Raw genomic sequence first — 20702 nt, 5'->3', positions numbered from 1 at the left:
CGGACAACATTTTTTAATCAACTCAAGACAGGAGGGGCAAGTTCTCTCCTGTCTTTTTTTCCAACAATAAATTTACAGACCTCTATAAACCCTAGAAAACATGTTATTGACTTTTAAGAAAACCTTAAGAATAATAATGCCTGCCTTTTTGGCCCCCCTGACATTGATGTCTTGTGATAATGAAGGAATAATAGAAGAGCCCTCAGCCAAAGAAGAATGGGAGCTTATTTTTGAAGATGAATTCAGTGGTACGGATTATGACCAACGATATTGGGGCAGTTATCAAACACAGCCATGGTCCTCTGCTTGGAATAAGTATGTGGTACCCGAAGACAGGGAACTTGCTGAAGTAAAGGACGGTAAGCTATATATCAGGGCCCGCTGGAACCAAGAAACTGATTTGCCCGAAACAGGCGCTATCCAAACCAAGGATAAGTTCAGTTTTACCTATGGTAAACTGGAAGTAAGAGCGAAATTCGGTCAAACGGGAAAAGGTGCCTGGCCAGCCATATGGATGATGCCACAAACCCCAAAATATGCCGGTTGGCCGAGTGGCGGAGAAATTGACGTGATGGAGCATTTGAACAATGATGAAAAAGTCTACCAAGTAATTCACCAATCGGAATCTGAAGGTATCAAACTTGAACCTGCCCCTTCAATGACCACGCCTATTGATCTAGAGGATTTCAATACTTACGGAATAATAAAATCCCCCGATAAAATAGAGTTTTATGTCAATGGAAAGAAAACCATGACCCATCGTAAAGGAGGAAATAACGCCCAAATGTGGCCCTTTGAAACGGACTTTTATCTTATCCTAAATCATGCCTGCGCCGATAAAGGCCAATCTGGAAAATATTTCTGGCCAGGACTGGTAAACTCAACGGAGGATTTTCCTTATGAAATGATTATTGACTATGTTAAGGTCTGGGAAAAATCCGAATAAAATCTATCGGCCTTAAATTCCAGCACTATTAATTCGGGTCTATATAACTGGAAGATTTTTTCAATGGGCAATTAATAGTATTATTGCGAAATAAAATGAAAACAAAAACAGCAATATGAAACTTAAATTCTTTTTCCTTTTCTTATTATTCAGCTATTCCAGTTTTGCCCAAAGGCCCCAAACACCCTTAATGGGCTGGGCAAGCTGGAACAACTACCGGGTAAATATCAATGAAGCCATCATACAAGCACAAGCGGATGCCCTTGTGGAGCTTGGTCTCAAAGAAGCGGGCTATACCTATTTAAATATTGATGACGGCTTTTTCGGAGGCAGGGACAAACAAGGAAATTTATTTGCCCATCCGGAACGCTTTCCCAGCGGTATGAAAAGCTTGGCAGATTATATCCACCAAAAAGGCTTAAAGGCCGGTATTTATTCGGATGCAGGCATCAATACCTGTGCGTCTTATTGGGATAAGGACACCGTAGGGGTAGGGGTAGGCCTTTATGGCCATGAGCAGAAAGACCTGCTGCTAATGCTTGACGATTGGGGTTATGATTTCATCAAAGTCGACTGGTGCGGAGGCGATTGGCTGGGGCTGAGCGAAGAAGTAAGGTACAAGGAAATCGGGGCCATCATCCGCCAAATAAATCCTGCGGTGGTCTTTAATGTTTGCCGGTGGGAATTTCCGGGAGAATGGGTGGTCAACCTGGCCGATTCCTGGAGAATTTCAGGAGACATTGCCAATACCTTTGAGTCGGTAATGTCCATTGTGGACCTCAATGCCGATCTTTGGAAATACGCCGGCCCAGGACATGTCAATGATATGGATATGTTGCAAGTGGGGAGAGGAATGAGTTACGATGAAGATAAAACACACTTCACCATGTGGTGCATGTTAAATTCCCCTTTGATGGCCAGCAATGACCTGACCACAATTTCCGAAGAAACCTTAGAAATATTAACCAATAAAGACCTTATATCCATCCATCAAGACCCCTTGGTTTACCAAGCCAGAAGGGTCATCGATCAGGGAGAGCTGGAAGTATGGGCAAGACCACTCATCTCTACCATGAGCGGTGAAGTAGCGGTAACTTTATTGAACCGTTCGCCGGAAAAGAAAACCATTTCTTTTGACCTAAACGAAGTGGGCATTTCGGCAAAGGAAGGATATACCATGAAGGAACTTTGGACCGGTGAGGATTTTGAAAATACTACGGCTCAAACTATCCGCTTTGATGTTCCAACCCACGGGGTAGTGGTTTTAAAAATAAAAGGAAAGAGCCTTCCCTTCAACCTGTTCCAAATGGAAAATGAGGCATCTATTCCATGATAGTTGGCCCCTCGATAAAAAACCACCCAGTTTTAATTTGGAATATTTTCACTTAAAAACTAAAATATGACAAGTTTATTATTTTTTATTTCTTCGATAACCAAGGGCAATCTTGGATCAACAGTTGGTAGCCTAACAAGCAATCTTTCAAGGGTAGGTTTTATTCACTGGATGGGCAGCCTTTGGCTTTTTTATTTCTTTTTACCCACCAATTCCACGGCCCAAAGCATTGAGGTGTCCACCAGCAGCTTGCCCATCTTCCAGACAGCTGACTATCAACCTGTTTTATGTATTCAGGTAAAACAAATGGAAAATGACCTTTTGAATCAACTGGAACTGGGAGTGGAAGGAAATCCAAGTGATTTTATAGAAGAAATCAGGTTTTACTCTTCAGGGAAAGACTCGGTATTCAGTCTAAAGGGGAAATTAATAATGTCTTCCACTGCAGTGGGCAGTGCTCCTCAAAAGTGGGAACTCGATTATAAAATCAATGGACTATCAGAATATCTATGGGTCGCAGTAAAATCGCGTAATTTTGAAAAATTAACTTCCAAAGCCACCATTTGGTTAGAAAAAATCATAGTGTCCGGAAAGGCCTACCAAAAGGTAAAAACCCAAAAAAGTACGATACGCCCGGGAATTTCTGTCAGAAACTCTGGAGATGATGACGTACATACCTACCGGATCCCAGGTCTGGCAACCGGCAAAGATGGAAGCCTGCTTGCCATCTATGACGTCAGGCGAAGTAACTCCAGGGATCTTCAGGGGGACATGGATATCGGTCTGAGTAGATCCATGGACGGAGGGCTACATTGGGAGAAAATGCAAATTGTGTTGGATATGGAGGAATATGGTGATTTGCCTGAAAAATTCAATGGCGTGAGTGATGCCTCCATCTTAGTGGACAAAAATTCCGGGGATGTTTTCATTGCTGGATTATGGATGCATGGGATTATTGGAAATGACGGAAAATGGGTAGAAGGCTTGGATGAAACAAGCAATGCATGGAATCACCAGTGGAGAAATAAAGGGTCACAACCGGGCTTAGGGGTAAGAGAAACCAGTCAATTTTTAATTGTCAAGAGCAAAGACAACGGAAAGACATGGAGTAAGCCCGTAAATATTACTTCTATGGCAAAAAAGCCGGAATGGCGGCTATGGGCGCCAGCCCCTGGTAATGGAATTACCTTATCCAATGGCATTTTGGTTTTTCCAAGTCAGGGAAGGGACAATGAGGGCCACCCCTTTTCTAATATTACTTATAGCAAAGATGGTGGCGCTACTTGGGAAACTAGCCATCCTGCAGCAAGCAATACTACTGAATGTGCCGTTGTCGAACTTTCTGACGGAAGAATTATGCTAAATATGAGGGACAATAGAAACAGGACGGAGAAAGAAAATAATAATGGAAGAAATATAGCTGTAAGTAATGATTTAGGAATGAGTTGGTCCTCACACCCTTCTTCTCATCATGCGTTGATAGAACCTGTCTGCATGGGCTCTCTGATTAAACATGAATTTATAAATGATAAAGGGCATTCCCGTTCCATTTTGTTGTTTTCAAATCCCAATGATAAAAACGAAAGAAAAGGAATCACCATAAAAGTAAGCTTAGATAATGGGCTTACTTGGCCGGAAAAATATTGGATAGAGCTGGACAGCGGCCATGGTTTTGGCTACTCTTCCTTGACATCTATAAATGATGAAACCATAGGAATACTATATGAAGGCAGTAAGGCTCAGATGACCTTTCAGGCGGTTTCGATCAATGAAATTTTAAAAAATTAAACTTATAAACTTTTCTACCATGGATTTAATTCATCAGGGACCAGGGCTGCTCATTTGGCAAATAGTAGGTTTTCTAGCAATAGCCGGAATTGTAATAGCAGGTGTCAAATTGTATTTGGCCTTGCTCAAATACCTTAAAAACAAAAATCAGTAAGACCCAAAAAATGAAAAATTGTTTCTCCATCAAATGGCAACAGGTGGTTATTTTCAAGATAGTCACCTGTTGTGCTTTGGCTTTTTGCTCCAGCCTGACCCATAGTCAGGAAATTCCCCATCCTTTCAAGGCAAGGTACACCGCCGAGGAATTGGCAGCTACTCCTGTAAAGCTCATTCCATACCCCCAGAAAGTCACATGGGGTACGGAAGTAAAAAAACTGGAATCCGTAGCCCTGGATAAAACCTCCAACCTGTCGAAACTGATGGGGGAGGAACTTTATGCCCTACTGGATTCCAGACGTGTAGAACTAAACCCTGAAGCATCATATAAGATCAGTTTTGACGAGGATAACAGCTTAGCTGAAGAAGCCTATTCGATCATTATTGATGAAGATGGCATCAGCATTACTTCCCGAAGCGAAACAGGTCAATATTATGCCCTCAAAACATTAAAACAGCTCTTAGTTCTCGAAAACGGCTCGGCCACTATGCCGTTCTGTGATATCTCGGACAAACCTGCTTATCCTATACGTGGCTTTATGATCGATGTGGGCAGAAACTACCAGACCATGGACTTTCTCAAGGAACAGTTGGATATAATGGCCGATTATAAACTGAATGTCTTCCATTGGCATTTGACAGATCGGCCTGCCTGGAGGATTGAAAGCAAAATTTACCCCCAACTCACCGATCCATCCAAACATCGCCCAACACGTGATCCCGGAAGGTATTATACTTATGATGAGATCAGGGAAGTGATTGCCTACGCCAAAGCACGAATGATTACTGTGATACCAGAAATTGATATGCCCGGTCACAGTGATTCCTTTGTTACATCTATGGGGTTCAGAATGGAATCTCCAGAGGGGATGGAAGCCTTGGAAAAGATATTGGATGAATTCTTTAAGGAGATTCCAAGAGAGATGGCTCCAACGATCCATATCGGTTCAGATGAAGTGCATATTCCCAATCCGGAGGAGTTTATTTCCAGAATGGTCCATAAAGTAGAAAGTAATGACCGAGAGGCAATCGTCTGGAGTCCAGGATTGAAAGCAGGTGCCAGTGTGATCCGGCAGGCATGGGGAACAATGGATACTACCGCCTTGACGGGGCAGCTCAAGGAAATCGACTCCCGAAACAGTTATATCAATAATGGAGAACCGATGACCTACATCAATACGCTCTTTTTTAAACCAATTACAGCTGCTAAGGGAAACGAAGCTTTGGGAGGCATACTATGCTTATGGCCGGATGTCAATACCAGGAGAGGGGAAGATGCTTTTATGGAAAACCCTGTTTATCCTGGTTTGCTGGCCTTTTCCTGGGCCACTTGGACCGCAGATATTTCTTCAGCCCAACAAAACTACTGGATGACATTGCCTGAATCGGGAACTGAGCCTGCTGAATACTTTAACGCCTTTGAGGCCTATTTGATGCACCATAAACAGCAGTCTTTTTCCAATCATGCTTTTCCCTATTTCCCACAAAGTGACAAAGAATGGCGTTTGATTGGGCCTTTTGACAATGATCAGGGGGATAAGCTATTACAATCCATAAAACCCAGCTACTCATTTGGTGGACAAAACTGGAGCTGGAAAAGTGGCAGGGGAAATACCTTGGTGATTAAAGACCGCTTTAATCTGGGGGGCTATTTTCCCCAAGCTCAGCCCGGACAAAGTGTTTATGCTTTGACTTATATTCACAGTGAAGAGGCCAGAGAAGTTCCCACTTGGATAGGTTTTGAAACACCGCTGCGGGCAAACAGGGTCTATACGGGAATAGCAGAAAATGGCAATTGGGATATCAATGGTGGTAAAATATGGATCAATGACCAAGAATTAAAGGGGCCCGAATGGCAAAGACCAGGCTGGAAACCCAGCAAACAGGAAGGCTGGGGAAGCAAAGAGGATCAGGAGATCCCTTGGACGGCTGAAGAGCTTTATTGGACCAGAGAACCCGCTATTGTCCATCTTCAAAAGGGATGGAACAAGGTCTTGGTGAAAATTCCTTCCTCTACAGCCTACCAGAACTGGATGTTTACCTTTGTACCCCTGGATATGAAAGGACTCCAATTTTCCAGTGAGTTTAGGCCATAATTTTCCACATAAACCAAAAGCCCTCTGCTGCAGCAAAGGGCTTTTGCATATATCCTCGGCATCTGAGAATTACGCGATCACACCGGATCCGATGCTTTCTTCTCCATCATACCAGGCCACAAACTGTCCCGAGGCAATTCCCTTTTGAGGGGAATCAAAAAGAACATACAGGCCATTTTCTTTCATGACCAAAGTAGACCAGCTTAATGGCTGTCTGTACCGAATCCTGGCTAACCAACGCCGGTTTTGACCGGGGGTCAATCTTAAGTCTTCTCTGATCCAATGTACATCTGCGGATGGAACAAAAAGTCCATGCCTCATCAGACCAGGATGTTCTTCCCCCAAACCGGTATAGATAACATTTTCCTTGGTGTCCGTTTCGATAACAAACAACGGTTTACCGGTTCCGCCCACATTGAGTCCTTTTCTTTGACCGACGGTAAAGTAGTGGGCACCGTTATGTTCAGCTACTTTTTTACCTTGTGCAGCCTGATAATGGATCGGTAAACAAATCCTGTCCAGGCTTTCCTGATCAAGATCTCCCATATCCACCCCAGCGGGAATTCGCTGTTTCTCGTAAACAGGAAGGTCATCCGGAATGATCACAATATCACCTTTCTTGGGCTTCAACTGCTGCTGCAAAAACTCAGGCAACCTTACTTTACCAATGAAGCAAAGCCCCTGGCTATCCTTCTTATCAGCTGTTACCAAATCCTGTTCTTTGGCGATCTTCCTTACCTCGGATTTTTGGAGGTGACCGATGGGGAAGAGGGCTTTGGCAAGCTGTTCCTGGCTGAGCTGACAGAGGAAATAACTCTGGTCCTTATTATTATCGGCACCGGCTTTAAGCTGGTAAATGGGATTTCCATCCTTTTGGATTATACCTTTTTGACAGTAATGTCCCGTGGCCACAAAATCCGCTTTCAGCTTTTGCGCGGCTTTCAGAAAAATATCGAACTTGATTTCCCGGTTGCAGAGCACATCCGGATTGGGGGTTCTGCCGGCTTTATATTCGGCAAACATATAGTCCACTATCCTTTCCCTGTATTCTTCGCTCAGGTCGATGGCCTGAAAGGGGATTCCCAGTTTTTCTGCCACCAACATGGCATCTGTACTGTCCTCCATCCAAGGGCATTCATTGGAAATGGTGACCGATTCATCGTGCCAGTTTTTCATAAACATGCCGATGACTTCATAGCCCTCTTGTTGTAGTAGGTAGGCGGCGACAGAACTGTCCACACCTCCGGAGAGCCCTACAACGACTCTTTTCTTGTTGCTCATGACATTTACTTTTTCATGGGGTCAAGGCCCATGAGGTTTTGTAACTTGATTTCACCCTTGGTGAAGCTTATTTTACTTTATTGAAACCTTCTTCTTATAGATTAGTTCCAATAAGCAGAGTGCAAAGATACATAAAATAGCCAGTGGAAAGAGGATTGGAAACCGTTTCCTTCAAATGAGGCTGTCTCAAAAGTAATTTTCACCGTTCCATGACCAAATTTTATTCAGAGATTCGAATAATAGTGATTTGATAAAGGAAATGTGATCTATGCTATCAGACTAAATGAATCGAATCACAAATTACCAAATCCCGAATCACTGCTGACCGCTCATTAGAGACAAAACATTGTATGGCCGGATTTTGGTAAAAATCTGTGGGGATACTTCCTGTTCTTCTCTATAAATCAGCCCTATAATTATTTCCAAGAGTGCTGAAATATTAGTATATTCTTGAAGGCAATAAGGTGAGGGAAAAGCCCTTTTTTCATGGATTTTAAGAAGCAAATATGGATTTTGGTGTAGTCCTTGCGTATAAACAGATATAAACCCGATAAAACAATTTAAACATGAAGCGCTTAATAAAAGAAGCAGTCAAAACCATCAAAGAGCATCCCGAAAAATTTATTTATTACGATACCAAGGGAAAAGAAGTCAAACTGGACGATGCCGCCCAAAAAGGACTATCCATCAAAGCGGTACTGGTAAAAACTAAGGCTGTCGAAAAGCTCAAAAAAGAAGGCTTGGACCTTGGTGATGCCGAGCTGAGATCATCCCTTCGGGAGCTTTTGAATATGTTGGATGATAATGGTAACCACCTTCAAAAAGAAATATCCCACAAGGTCTTCAGCAAAGACGAAATCATAGAAAAATGGTTTGACTACGCCATGATCGATGAAAACGCCAATGCGGAAGAATTTGCCGATGAACACCATATCGGTTACAATACCTTGACCAAATGGATCAATGAGGTAAAACCCAAATAGTAACTTTTTATTTTTTCAAATCAGTTAAACCTGACAGGTTAGGTATCCAAAGGGTCGTTTTGGACTTTAGGACAAAACCTGTCAGGTTTCTTTTCCTTAAACAAATCCAGTAACGTCGGCAGGAAATAAACTTTCACAATTGACAGAACAGGCAGTTCACTTCGACAAGCTCAGTGACTGTTTAATTATCAATACCTTTCATTCTTACTGCTTATACCCAAATTAATTCTCCAAAAAGCCTATTTTTGTCCCCATGAATAACTTTGATAGAAAAGGGAAGGTGGTAGTGACCTGTAAAGACCGCTTTGCCCCTTACTTGGAACAGGAGTTAAGGGAACTGGGCTTTAAGCCCAAAAAGGTGGACCGTACCAGTATAGAAATCTATGCCACGCTTAACGAGTGCATATTCCTCAACATGCACTTAAGGGTAGCCAGCAGTGTACTCTATGAAATAAAATCCTTCTATTTACATCATGCAAGGGATATTTACCGGCGGATCAAAGCCATCCCCTGGGAAGAATACATTGACAATGACACCTATTTTTCGGTGGTTTCCCATGCGGAAAATGAAAGCATCAACAACCCTCTGTTTGTAAACGTCAAGGTTAAGGACGCCATAGTAGATCGGTTTCGCGAAAACACATCAAAACGTCCGGACACCGGCGCAGATTTCAATGGCGCTGTTTTCCAGCTATTCTGGAAGGAGCAGCAGGCCGCCATTTTTATCAATACCTCCGGGGAAACCTTGTCCAAACGGGGCTATAGAAAAATTCCCTGGAAAGCACCGATGGTGGAAAACCTGGCCGCAACCACTATTTTAGCAAGTGATTGGGACAGAAAAAGCCCCTTTATCAATCCTATGTGCGGGGCGGGAACTTTGGTCATAGAAGCAGCTTTGATGGCCACCAACCGCTATCCGGGATTATTCAGGGACCATTATGCCTTTATGTATATCAAAGGTTATGATCCCGAAAAGTACCAGCAGCTTTTATCCCAGTTAAAGGCCAAAGTAACCGATAATATTCAAGCCAAATTTGTGGCATCAGACCTTAGCGACAGAGCATTATATGCTGCGAAGGAAAATGCTGAAATGGCTGATGTAGTGGACCATATCATTTTCGAAGAAGGAGACTTCGCGGCCACCACCGTACCTGAAGCTGACAAAGGAGTGGTCTTTTTTAACCCTGAGTATGGGGAAAGGTTAGGAGAGGAGGAGGAACTGGTTGAGGTATACCAAAGGATCGGAGACTTCCTCAAAAAAGAATGCAGCGGTTATACCGGTTATATCTTTACAGGCAACCCGAAACTGGGTAAGCGGGTAGGCTTAAAAGCCAGCAGGAAAATAGAATTTTACAATGGCACCATAGATTGCCGCTTGCTGAAATATGAACTTTATCAGGGTACAAAAAAGGGAAACCCCAATATCAATTCATAAAAAAAGCCCTTTTCCTTGAGAGGGGAAAAGGGCTTATGATTATCCCTTGAGTAAAGGAACAATCAGATAAGCAACGTTTTCAAATAACTGACTTTTAAACTTATAACGCCAACCGAGGCATTTTATTTTACCCCGTTCAGTGCAATGCTTGATCGACAGATAGAACATGTTCACTGTCCACCTTCCGGATACGTTTGGTCCTTAAATACCTGCCCAGTTCATAGGCATCATAATGGGGACTCTCAGGATCAAAACTGCTTACGCGGACTCTTCCACGGGAATGAATAAAGGAATCATTTCCTATCCACATGCCCACATGGACCACTCTTTCGGGACTGTCCTCTGTTGCTTTCCTTCCAAAAAACAACAGGTCACCCACTTTTAAATTCTTCCAATCTTTGTCCGTATCCACCAATTCTCCTTCCATTATCTGCTGTGATGCATCCCTGGGGATTACCTGTCCGTTGAGAAAATAAATGGTTTTGGTAAAACCGCTACAATCCACGCCCTTGATGGATGTACCACCCCACAGGTAAGGCACCCCCATCATGTTGTGGGCAGTACTGATCAGCTTTTCATCTGTCAACTCCCTGCTGCTGATCCAATCGCCAAACAATTGCGCTGTTTCCTTTTTTATATATCCACTGCGGCCGTCAGGCAGTTGCACACGATAGTGCTCCTTGTCAGTATCCAATAATTCCAATAGGTTTCCTGCAGTGAGGTCACTGACCATAGCGGCCTCGCTTTGGTCCTCATACACATAGCCCAATAAACCGGTAAAAACCACCTTTTCCGCCTTATCCCAGGTTTGAAAGGACCTTTCGTCCATCACTTCGATTCCTGCAGCATCTACCCAGGAAATGTATTTGTCGGGCGTCTGTACCAAATACCAGCTGTCCTCTTTTTTCAACACCTGTAAAGGCGTTCCCATCGTTGCCTGTGTGGCCAGCTCAGCACTATGTTTTGGGGCACTTCGGATATTGGCGACCGATAGGGTGACCACAGCACGGTGTTTTCCTTCCAAATTCTCCTGGGGAAGTAGGTTTACTGCATTTACATAATCCATACCGGCACTGTCCAGTTTTGCCGCCAGAGCGGTCAAGGCTTGGGGAAGATTGGTCTCTCCCTTCAAGGTATCTCCTGTCCATTCGATATCCCATACGGCCACCCGTTTATCCGGGGCATATTGTTCCTTTATTTGGGAAAGAATAGGGGAGATGTCCTGTTGCTGTCCTTCCTGACATGCAGAGAAAAAGACCAAAAGCAACAGTAATGATAAGATGGATAAGGTATTGAGGATTCTCATAAAGGGTTAAATTACATCTATCAAATAAAACAAAATCCCCGGAAATTATACCGGGGATTTTCAGTTATTCTTCCAATCCTGGATTTCTCTCCAAAAATTCCTGGTAAAGACGAATGTGTCTGTTGGTCATCGGTATTTTGTAGCCATCGATAAACAAATGGTTTACCTGTGTTTTCGGCTCGAAGGGATCTCCATCACAAACAAACAACGAGGCACTTTTGCCTACTTCAATGGAGCCCAAGTGCTCATCCACCCCAAAAATTTCTGCAGGAATGATGGTTACTGCCTTCAGCGCTTCCTCTTTGCCCATTCCATAAGCAGCGGCAAAGCCGGCATTGAAGGGCAGGTTCCTGACATTTTCGGCATCGGCCGTTCTTAAGGCCACTTTTACCCCTGCTTTATGCATTTTTCCGGGATTGGTATAAGCTGCGTCATAGCGGTCTGATCCTCTTGCCGGGAGCGCCAATACCGGACCGGTGATCACCGGCACCCCCGCGGCAGCAATCTCATCGGCCACCCTGAATCCTTCTGAAACCCCAGTAAGAATGGCATTTTTCAGCTCCTTTTCACTGATCCATTTCAAGGCGTTCTGGATATCTTCTGCCTTGTTCACTTCGATCAGCAAAGGCAATTGTCCCCGAACAGCTTTGGCCAGTTGTTCCATTTCAGGATAATACTGTAAGGCTGCTCCAGCATCTTCCAGCTTCCTATAATTGGTGGCCCTTTCCCAGATATCGTTGATATCCTTCATTGCTTTCTCCGCATCCTTTTTTATTTCCTCATCAGAACGCTTGTCCCAACGCCCCCTTCTAGCAGAAGTGGGGAAGTTCATCGGAATGCCTTTAAACCCGGCATACATCTGATCCGGCGTATAGCCGTTCAGATTGATCAAAGCTGCCGTACCGGGAAACAAGCCTCCGGAAGGCACAGAAAGCGCTGTGGTGACACCATTGACGCGGGTAACGGGTATGGCCACCGAATTGGGGTTGATGGCTGTAAGGGCCTGCATATTGGCGCTTACATTGCCTATCTCAGCATAGTCCTGGGTTTCGGCCAGAGAACCTACTTCCACTAATCCAAGCCTCGTGCCGCTGTCAATCAGTCCAGGATAAAGGAACTTTCCCGAACAATCAATTACCTGGGCTCCTTCAGCACTCAGATCCTTCCCAATGGCCTCAATCTTACCTTGGTCAATCAGTACATGGGTATTTTCCAAAACACCCTTGGTGACGGTGACCACTGTCCCCCCCTTAAGCAAAAATCTTCCGCTCTGTGGTTTCAACACTTCACCGTCAATTTGTCCGTAGGACATCACGGGAAAAAGGAGGAACAATATAAAATATAGTATTAAATTATTTTTTCTCATCTGTAAACCAATTGATTGTTTATCAATTTATTATGACTAATGACTGTGTGTAAAATTAGCCTGCCCATTGGTAAAGAGCTCTACCCCGTGCATGCACCTTTCATCTTCTGCTTGGAGGTAGACAGGTTCCACCATCTCCGTAGGGCTTACCTTAAGCCTTTGGTCATTTTTGTCCGTATTGATATCAAAGTATTTTACCCCGTCAACAAAGGTCATCTGGGGTATGGCATATACGGAAAGCGGGTGTTCATCAAAAATCACCAAATCTGCCTGCTTGCCCTCTTCTATAGATCCTACGTATTGGTCAATGCCCAACTGTTTGGCCGGATTAATGGTGATCAGTGACAAGGCCTGATCATCGCTTAGGCCACCGTACCGCTGGGTTTTGGCCGCCTCATGGTAAAGATGCCGGATCAACTCGTCAGAATCCGAATTGATAGAGGTGATCACATCGTTTTCCAAAAGGATGGCCGCGTTATAGGCAGTGGAATAATATACCTCAAACTTATAGGCCCACCAATCACTGAACACCGAGGCCCCCATGGTGTACTTGGCCAGTTCTGGAGCCACCTTAAACCCTTCATTTACATGGGTAAAGACCAGTTTATCTACACCAAAATCCCGGCAAACTTTGATCAGCATATAGATTTCATCTGCCCGATAAGAATGACAATGGATAATGATCTTACCGTCCAGAATATCTGCCAAGGTCTGTAATTTCAAGCTGTATTTCGGAGGTGTGGCTTTTTGATTTTTCTTGCCTTCTACCGCCCGGTATTCTTCCCACGCTTTTTTGTACTGCAGCGCCTCGGCAAAACCGTTTCTGATAATCGCTTCCACACCCATCCTGGTTCTTGGTTGGATGTTTTTTCCTCTTCCGTGAACTCTGGTGGGGTTTTCGCCCAAAGCAAACTTGATCGTTCTGGGGGCTTCCTTCATAACGATGTCTTCCGGATTGTCCGTGCCATAGCGGTACTTCATGGTGATGCTTTGCCCGCCTATGGCATTGGCAGAACCATGGAGTCCGTGTGCAATGGTGGTTCCTCCAGCCAAAGCCCTATAAATCCCTACATCAAAGGGGTTGATCACATCAGCCATGGAAACTTGAGCGGTAATTGGAGCGGTGGCTTCGTTTATCACATCAAGCGCCAAGTGGGAGTGCGCATCTATTATGCCTGGCATAAGGTATTTCCCGCTGGCATCAATGGACTCTACTCCTTTGGGAGCGGATAATCCCTTTCCGATTTTTTCTATAATCCCATTCCTTACCAATACATCGGTATCTTCCAAAGTACCCTGTGTAACTGTCAAAACAGTAGCATTTTGAATCAAAACACTGCCCTTGGGAGTTTGTGCATGCAGATAGTTGACTGCAAATACCAGTATTGAAAGCGTCGTATATATTACTTTCTTCATTGATTTCATTTGTTAAAATTTAACCTGAGGCTCTTTGGTGGCTTTAAAGGAATAGCTTCCCATATCCTTAATGTTTAAGGTGCCTTCAAATTTATCCCCTTCTACAGTCCCTTTGATATTTACCAACAGTTTCTCTCCTTTTACCATGATATGAAATGAAAAAGAAAGTTTAGTGCCGTCAAAGTGAATATCCTCCAAGTCCAGGGTAGTTTCTCCGCTACCATCAGGATCATCGACAACAATTTCACCGCTCAGATCTCCTGAACTCTCACTGAAGTCCATGGTCCCATCAGAGGTCCCTCCAGGTGTTTCAGAGACATATTTCCAAGAACCCAATACTTTTTTGTACGCCTCTTTGACGTTTTTTGACCGATCCACATCGTATTCAAAAAGGTAACCATCCGCCATGACATATTTTACCGCGGTGCCTTCTTTAAAGAGGGTATCAGTTGTGGCAATCCAGTTGGCGAGCTTGCCCTTTTCCAGACTTCCTGTAAACCGCTCAATGCCCAGCAGCTGAGCAGGGTGGGTGGTCAGCGCAGCCAGTGCTGCTTCTTCACTAAGCCCCTTTTCGAGCATTAAGCGTACATTTTTAAAAAAATCATCATGTTTGGCCCCTGCAGTGCCAAAAGCAAATGGAATATCAGCCTTCTCAAATTGGGAAGCCTCGGCCAGCCTTGTGTCATAGGCTTCTTTTACCCTTTGGTGGGCCATTTGCGCTTCTTTTCCAGCATCCTTCATTTCCTTTTTGAAGGCTTTGTCCTCTGGTAGCTCCAGCGCAAGGATTACTTTTGCATCGGATAGGGAGATATCATCGCTTAAACTGCTTCCGCTCTCGACTCCTGCCAGGACCAGTTTAAAACCTAATTCATTTTGTAGCTTCAAAGCCCTTCGGATTTCCAGTTCATCCTTAGTTCTGAAAACTACTGGAATATCTCCTTTAATTACAGGGTATAAGGCCTCCAAAGTCAGGTTGCTTTCGGGACGGATGACCCCATTGGCTGTGGACACAAACAGTTGGTCATGCGCTGCCCCGAGCTCCGCATTCTTATAAAGGTCCCGCCATTTGGCCATAATGCCCAAAACAGTTCCTGGATAAAGGTTCCTAGGAGTCTCAAACTGGGCAAAAAGACCGGTGGACCTGGAGATAATATTACTAGAATTTCCACTTCCCAAAATCACCACGGCAGATTTACCGGGCAGCATTTCCCCTTTGGGCATGATTTGGGCCATGGTAAAGCCTACATTTCTCCACTTTTCCAGCTCCTTGTGCTTGAGATCCCAATAATCCAGCACATCGCGCTCCGGGGTGATTCCTGCCACATTATTGGGCGGATCGGAAGGGTCCATGTTTTCAGGCTGTTCTATTTTTGGCGGAGCAGAAACTCCCTGGAAACCCATGGCATCGATAAATCCGGCATAAATAAACAGGGAATCTCCCTTTATTTCGATGGCGTCTTTCGGAATGTCCAGTCCCTTGCCTACAGATTGGATCAGTCCATCTCGGATGATTATGGTGGCATTTTTTTCGAGTTTGCCCGGTTGGGGAATGATGGTCGCGTTGGTAATGGCATAAGCCCCCGTCACCCTTTTTTGGCCCGATGGATCGCTTTGGCCAAAAGCAGTTTGAAGTGACAGTAGGCATATCCATGCAACTACCTGAAATAAAATGTGTTGTCTTTTAATCATAAAATTTGGGATAGGTTGATGCTTACAAACAAGCTGTAAACTAACAAAACATTTATTTTTTGACCCAATATAATTTTCTAATTGGCCGAAAACTATATTAAAATACAATAAACTGTATACAAATGAATCCAAATGCAATTTGAAAATAAACAAACAAAATTCGGGTTTATACGAATGGTTTTTGAGGATAGAATTCTGGATAAAAGTATATATTTTTACATCTTAGAGTAAAAAGTTTGAATTATCCATGAAAGATATATTAGTAATTGAAGATGATCAGCTTATTTTGAAAATGGTTGAGTTCAGGCTAAAAAAAGAAGGACACAAGGTGATCATCGCAGAGGATGGCAACCAAGGTGTAAAAATATTGGATGAATGTATGCCCGACCTGATCATCACTGATATTATGGTCCCTTTTAAAAGCGGAATCGAAATTATTGAATATGCTAAATCCAAATATCCTGATTGCCCCATTCTCGTTTTAAGTGCCCTCGGGGAAGAAGAAAGTACGGTCATGGAAGCATTTAAAATGGGCGTTTCCGATTTTGTCCCCAAACCATTTAACCCAAATGAGCTAGCGATCAGGGTAAAACGTCTGATTAACTAAAAATTAATCCCTAATGTGAGTAAAACACTGCGTAAACTATATTTGACTTTCCTGCTGTTCTGCGTCATTTTCACCCTCAAGGCGCAAAGTAACAGCGACTCGCTATCAACCATCGAATTCCTTAAAAAAGCGGATAAAGTGCAGTCCATGACTTTTGGTGTGGCCATCGATGATCTTAGCACTTCATCAAAGGAAGAGGGGAACCAAAGCAAACAGTCCCAAAGCTTTGGCGCAAAAACCTATGTGGATTTTATGTCCGCCCTTAATTTAAGGGATTCCCTGCTCCAGTCTGGCGAAAAGAGAGCGAGGCTCCAATTTTTTATATTTGACAAGGAAAAAAACTTTAAGAGTGTAGTGGAATATATCTCGATCGTTAAAGAAAATGAGCTGTATATTCCGAAGTCAGAAGAGTCCCAATCGGATGAGGACATCATCATTGCAGCGAACAGGGTGGATTTTAAGCCTTATTACAAATTAAGGTATCGGATTTTGACCGATATTAAATTCATTATCCTCATAGGCATCTTGGGCCTTATGCTGATCACGTTTACCTTTCTTTTGTTTTTTCTCTTGGTGATCCGTTCTAAAAACAGAAAATACCGAAAAACGGTAAAGGAATTTAAAGCCATATGCCAGGACCCCTTATCCAGTTTACTGTTTGAATTCAGTTTGGAAGAAATATCCAATATGTCCTACGCTGAACTAAAAAGTAAATTCAGCAACGACTATTTCGAAATAGATCTTTTCAAAGATACCTTGATCAAAGAAATTGTCAACGTCAATAAAAGTTTGAAAGGGGAATTTAAGGATAAACTCAGGGAAATTTACATCATTCTTAAGCTTGACCAATTTTCCATCCATAAGCTGGAGAGCCGTAAGTGGGACGTCCAAAGCTCCGGGATTATAGAACTGTATGAAATGAATATCGATACAGCCAACAACAAGATCCAAAAGCTTACTTCCAGTAAAAACTTTATCGTAAGAACCAATGCTGTCCGGGCGATGCTTCATCTTTCAAAGGACAAAGACCTAAAATTTTTGGCAGACCAGGAATACCCCTTGTCCAGATGGCAGCAGATGGCCTACTATAGGGTATTAAAAAACCTCCGTCAAATCCAAAAAGTAAAAGTCAGCAACCTTTTGGAATCTCAAAACGAAAGTGTCAGGATATTCGGCATCAAGCTGGTACGGTTTTTAGGCAGGGTAGAGCTTCTGGAAAAGCTATCTGAGATGTATCCTACTGCAAGTTTGGAGGAGAAAAATGAAACCCTCATCACCTTTAGGGCTTTGACAGCTTTTGGGGAAACCAAAATTGCTTATGAGGCATTGATGCAAGAAGACACCAAGCTGGCCATCAGTGCAGCCACTTTGTTGGGAGAAATTGGTGACCAGGAATCCGTTGAAAAATTGGTGGAGAAGCTGAATTCTACGGATGAATTTATACTTCAAAAAACGATATTGACCAGTTTGTACCAATTGGATGAAGTCCGTTTTGAACAAGAAGTAGAAAAACAAAATGAAGAACACATCTATCTTATCAGGAATCATATAAAGGACAGTCTATTGACCTATGTATAATTTATTATTTGATATTGGGATTGAGATTTTGGGAATATTCTTCCTACTGTACTGTTTTGCTACCATCATTATATACATGGTGATCGTAGGGATAGCAGCGGTGGAACTGAGGATACAAAGCAAAAAGAATAAGTTTGTCGATTATAATGACGTCATTACCACACCGGTGGGGCCTGGTGTATCTATTTTAGCCCCCGCATACAATGAGGGCAAGACTATTGTACAAAATGTGCGCAGCTTGCTTTCACTGCACTACAGCAAGTATGAGGTAATTGTAATCAATGATGGCAGTAAGGATAACTCCATGGAGGTATTGATCAAAAATTTTGATCTTCGCAAGACCTCCCTGGCCTATGACCAGGTAATTGATACCCAACCTGTGAAAGCAGTCTACCGGTCCAATAACCCTTCGTTCAGCAAACTCATTGTTGTGGACAAAGAAAACGGGGGCAAGGCAGATGCATTAAATGTGGGCATCAATGTTTCCGGACAAGAGTTGATTGCCTGTATTGACGTAGACTGTATTCTGGCTCCGGACAGTATCATCAGAATGCTACGTCCCTTCCTCGAGGAAACCAACAAAAAAGTGATTGCCGTAGGAGGGGGGATTGGAATCGCCAACAATTGTGACATCAAGGACGGCACGGTGCTGAAATACCGTGTGCCAGAAACACTACTGGGCAGGTTTCAGGTGATAGAATATTTCAGGTCCTTTTTGATGGGAAGGATGGCTTGGTCCAGGGTAAATGGCTTATTGCTTATCTCTGGAGCCTTTGGCTTCTTCGATAAGGACTTGGTCATCAAAGTCGGGGGATATTTCCCAAAGACGGTTGGTGAGGATATGGAATTGGTGGTGCGCATGCGAAGATACATGGAAGAAAAAAAACTTCCCTATAAAGTAGCCTTTATTTCGGATCCCCTTTGCTGGACCGAAGTGCCGGAATCCGAAACGGTTCTCTCCAAACAGCGGAACCGATGGATGAGAGGTACGATAGAAACCCTTCAGCTCCATCGTGTAATGCAAATGAATCCCAAGTACGGATTTATGGGTATGGTTTCGTTTCCTTTTTGGGCAATGTTTGAAAAAAACGCACCGATTATAGAAGGTACCGGGCTGCTTTATACCTTAATTCTTATTTGTATAGGGGACTTTAGTGCATTGTATTTTTTAGGATTATTTATTCTGATTTATATTTTTGCCGTAACACTTTCTACCTTTAGCATCTTGTTTGAAGAATTGATCTTTAACAATTACCAAAACAAAGGGGATGAAAAGAAGCTTCTCCTAACAGTGCTTAAGGAACCTTTTTATATCCACCCGAAGCTAATGTACTGGTGTCTAAAAGGCCATTGGAACTTTATCAAAGGCATAGGAGGCTGGGGAGAAATGGTCAGGACGGGCTTCAACAGTATGATAAAAGAACAAAAAAAGACATGAGAAATAGATTACTGCTAAGCTTAGCGTTGTTATTTTCCTTATCATTTGCCTCAATCGCGCAGGAAAGCTTTGATCCGGACAAGAAGTTTTTCGAAGCTCGGGACCTGGCGCTGGACGGTAAAAAGAAAGAGGCCATTTCCCTGGCAAAAAAAATAGTGGAAAAATACCCGGGATATTCCGATGTATGGATTCTTCTGGGCAGAGTATACAGCTGGGAAGGGATGAACGATACAGCTTCGGTTTATTTTGAAAGGGCCATCAAAGAAAGTCCCGATTACGAAGACGCCTACATCGGCTATCTGGACAATCTGTTCTGGGCTGACCAATATGATTCCGCACAGCATGTATTGGAAAGGGCCGAAAAACAGTTCGGGGAAGGATCCTCTGCTCTGCAATACAGAAAATCAAGGTTGGCCTACTATCAGGAAGACTACAAAAAGGCTATTGAAATTGCGGAAAAAATCTACAAGAACCAGGCTGATATTGAAGGATTACTTTCTTATATCCAGCGATTGAAGCGGCTTACCATGAACAGTTCTGTCGGCATTACTTCGGATTTTGATAGTTTTGGTGGACAGATAAGTCCTTGGCAAACCTATGCGCTCTATGCAAGTTCGAGGATTGGATTCTTAGGCACTGTGATCGGCAGGGCGACCCATTCCCACCGTTTTGACAATTACGGAACACAGTTCGAAATAGATGCTTATCCAAGTCTGGGAAAAAACTCCTATGCTTATGTCAATCTGGGCTTTTCGAATGCCTCCTTTTTTCCCAATTATCGTATCGGCGGTTCCATCTACTGGAGCCTGCCCAAGGCTTTTGAATTTGACATAGGATACCGGCATTTGAAATTCTCGGAGGTAACCCATATCTATACGGCTTCCGTGGGGAAGTATACCGGGAACTGGTGGCTGAATTTAAGGGCCAATCACGTCCCTTCTGAGCAAGGAGGATCCATCAGCGGCAATGTTCAGGCCCGTTATTATTTCAAGGGGGCAGAAGATTACCTTATGGTGCAGTTCAGTACCGGGGTTTCTCCCGATGAGGAAAACAGGGACCTTCGCAGCCAACTCTTGGACTCTTACCGGGGAAGGGTGGGCTACCAGCAATTATGGACTCCCAGATGGATGGGGTTTGCCTTTGTAGGCTATTCCTATGACGAACTGAGCCCCGACAATTACCGACCCAATTTCAATGTAACACTAGGCACCGAGTTTAGATTTTAGTGGCATCCAACAAAGAACCATACCAGTACCCCAAAACGAGAATAAGGATTACATTAAC

16 protein-coding genes are annotated in these 20702 nt (G+C 43.5%); 11 read left to right on the top strand and 5 right to left on the bottom strand.

What is annotated here, in order from left to right:
• Window positions 1-100: 100 nt before the first annotated feature.
• The 5 genes from ACYVAA_RS01235 (at window position 101) to ACYVAA_RS01215 (ending at window position 6319) form a co-directional block, all read left to right on the top strand.
• Window positions 101-946: a glycoside hydrolase family 16 protein gene (locus ACYVAA_RS01235; RefSeq protein ID WP_460538185.1), complete on the top strand. Its 846-nt coding sequence runs from the start codon at window positions 101-103 to the stop codon at window positions 944-946.
• Window positions 947-1061: 115 nt separating this feature from the next.
• Window positions 1062-2279, top strand: coding sequence for a glycoside hydrolase family 27 protein (locus ACYVAA_RS01230; protein WP_460538184.1), 1218 nt, complete (start codon window positions 1062-1064; stop codon window positions 2277-2279).
• Between the two features lie 66 nt (window positions 2280-2345).
• A complete protein-coding gene (locus ACYVAA_RS01225; RefSeq protein ID WP_460538183.1) occupies window positions 2346-4067 on the top strand; it encodes a sialidase family protein in 1722 nt (573 codons plus the stop codon).
• Between the two features lie 19 nt (window positions 4068-4086).
• Window positions 4087-4221: a hypothetical protein gene (locus tag ACYVAA_RS01220; protein WP_460538182.1), complete on the top strand. Its 135-nt coding sequence runs from the start codon at window positions 4087-4089 to the stop codon at window positions 4219-4221.
• A gap of 10 nt (window positions 4222-4231) precedes the next feature.
• Window positions 4232-6319 carry a family 20 glycosylhydrolase gene (locus ACYVAA_RS01215; protein ID WP_460538181.1) on the top strand — a complete coding sequence of 696 codons (2088 nt, stop codon included), beginning with the start codon at window positions 4232-4234 and terminating at the stop codon, window positions 6317-6319.
• 69 nt (window positions 6320-6388) lie between these two features.
• On the opposite strand, the gene mnmA is transcribed toward ACYVAA_RS01215, so the two are convergent.
• Window positions 6389-7600, bottom strand: a complete 1212-nt coding sequence (mnmA, locus tag ACYVAA_RS01210) for an MnmA/TRMU family protein (protein ID WP_460538179.1) — start codon at window positions 7598-7600, stop codon at window positions 6389-6391.
• A gap of 566 nt (window positions 7601-8166) precedes the next feature.
• On the opposite strand from mnmA, the gene ACYVAA_RS01205 reads away from it, so the two are divergent.
• Entirely contained in the window at window positions 8167-8583 is a 417-nt protein-coding gene (locus tag ACYVAA_RS01205) for a hypothetical protein (protein ID WP_460538178.1), read from the top strand.
• A gap of 253 nt (window positions 8584-8836) precedes the next feature.
• Window positions 8837-10018 (top strand): THUMP domain-containing class I SAM-dependent RNA methyltransferase, encoded by a 1182-nt coding sequence (locus tag ACYVAA_RS01200; RefSeq protein ID WP_460538177.1) that lies wholly within the window; start codon window positions 8837-8839, stop codon window positions 10016-10018.
• A 136-nt stretch (window positions 10019-10154) separates the two neighbouring features.
• Here the strand turns inward: ACYVAA_RS01200 and ACYVAA_RS01195 are convergent, their stop codons facing one another.
• The 4 genes from ACYVAA_RS01195 to ACYVAA_RS01180 form a co-directional block, all read right to left on the bottom strand.
• Window positions 10155-11324 (bottom strand): C40 family peptidase, encoded by a 1170-nt coding sequence (locus ACYVAA_RS01195; protein WP_460538176.1) that lies wholly within the window; start codon window positions 11322-11324, stop codon window positions 10155-10157.
• A 64-nt stretch (window positions 11325-11388) separates the two neighbouring features.
• Window positions 11389-12636 carry an amidohydrolase family protein gene (locus ACYVAA_RS01190; protein ID WP_460538175.1) on the bottom strand — a complete coding sequence of 416 codons (1248 nt, stop codon included), beginning with the start codon at window positions 12634-12636 and terminating at the stop codon, window positions 11389-11391.
• 90 nt (window positions 12637-12726) lie between these two features.
• The gene (locus ACYVAA_RS01185) at window positions 12727-14106 is read right to left on the bottom strand and encodes an amidohydrolase (RefSeq protein WP_460538174.1); all 1380 of its coding nucleotides are present in this window, start codon (window positions 14104-14106) and stop codon (window positions 12727-12729) included.
• Between the two features lie 12 nt (window positions 14107-14118).
• Window positions 14119-15795, bottom strand: coding sequence for an amidohydrolase family protein (locus ACYVAA_RS01180; protein WP_460538173.1), 1677 nt, complete (start codon window positions 15793-15795; stop codon window positions 14119-14121).
• A 247-nt stretch (window positions 15796-16042) separates the two neighbouring features.
• Here ACYVAA_RS01180 and ACYVAA_RS01175 point away from each other — a divergent pair, with 247 nt between their 5' ends.
• From ACYVAA_RS01175 to ACYVAA_RS01160, 4 genes are read left to right on the top strand one after another with little or no spacing between them, the layout of a single operon-like run.
• Complete coding sequence (locus ACYVAA_RS01175; RefSeq protein ID WP_460538172.1) at window positions 16043-16402, top strand: response regulator transcription factor; 360 nt, start codon at window positions 16043-16045, stop codon at window positions 16400-16402.
• Window positions 16403-16417: 15 nt separating this feature from the next.
• Entirely contained in the window at window positions 16418-17980 is a 1563-nt protein-coding gene (locus tag ACYVAA_RS01170) for a HEAT repeat domain-containing protein (protein WP_460538171.1), read from the top strand.
• On the top strand, window positions 17973-19418 hold the full coding sequence (locus ACYVAA_RS01165) for a glycosyltransferase family 2 protein (protein ID WP_460538170.1): 1446 nt from the start codon (window positions 17973-17975) through the stop codon (window positions 19416-19418). Before ACYVAA_RS01170 ends, ACYVAA_RS01165 begins: the two co-directional genes overlap by 8 nt.
• Window positions 19415-20644: a YaiO family outer membrane beta-barrel protein gene (locus ACYVAA_RS01160; protein WP_460538169.1), complete on the top strand. Its 1230-nt coding sequence runs from the start codon at window positions 19415-19417 to the stop codon at window positions 20642-20644. Before ACYVAA_RS01165 ends, ACYVAA_RS01160 begins: the two co-directional genes overlap by 4 nt.
• Window positions 20645-20702 lie beyond the last annotated feature (58 nt).

This window comes from Echinicola sediminis (assembly GCF_054777495.1).
Note: the sequence above shows the minus strand (reverse complement) of the source record. Positions and strands in the feature narration are given on the sequence as shown.